The sequence below is a fragment of the Pseudoalteromonas sp. bablab_jr011 genome (assembly GCF_016464045.1).
Taxonomy (GTDB): domain Bacteria; phylum Pseudomonadota; class Gammaproteobacteria; order Enterobacterales; family Alteromonadaceae; genus Pseudoalteromonas; species Pseudoalteromonas lipolytica.
Genome location: NZ_JACDWU010000241.1, coordinates 1 through 283, shown reverse-complemented (window position 1 = coordinate 283; position 283 = coordinate 1). Strand labels below are relative to the sequence as shown.

General features: G+C 44.5%; 1 protein-coding gene. It reads left to right on the top strand.

The features are described 5' to 3' along the window. Nucleotides 1–283, top strand: a 283-nt coding sequence (locus JIG41_RS14545; protein ID WP_312000530.1) for a reverse transcriptase domain-containing protein, incomplete at both ends; no start/stop codon positions are given.

Below are 283 nucleotides of genomic sequence, written 5' to 3'. Positions count from 1 at the left end.
TGAATAATATAGCTGTAGATAAACGAATGTTGGAACAATGGTTAAAGTCTGGTTTTATGGACAAAGGGCTGTTCTATCGCACTGACGAGGGAACACCACAAGGCGGGATCATATCTCCAACCTTGATGCTGATGACTCTTGTAGGTCTTGAGCAACGCATAAAGTCCACCGCACTTAAAAATGGGGCGAGAGCCAACTTTATAGGATACGCCGATGATTTCGTCGTCACTTGCACTTCAAAGGACGTGCTGGAGAACGATATCAAACCGTTGATTGCTGACTT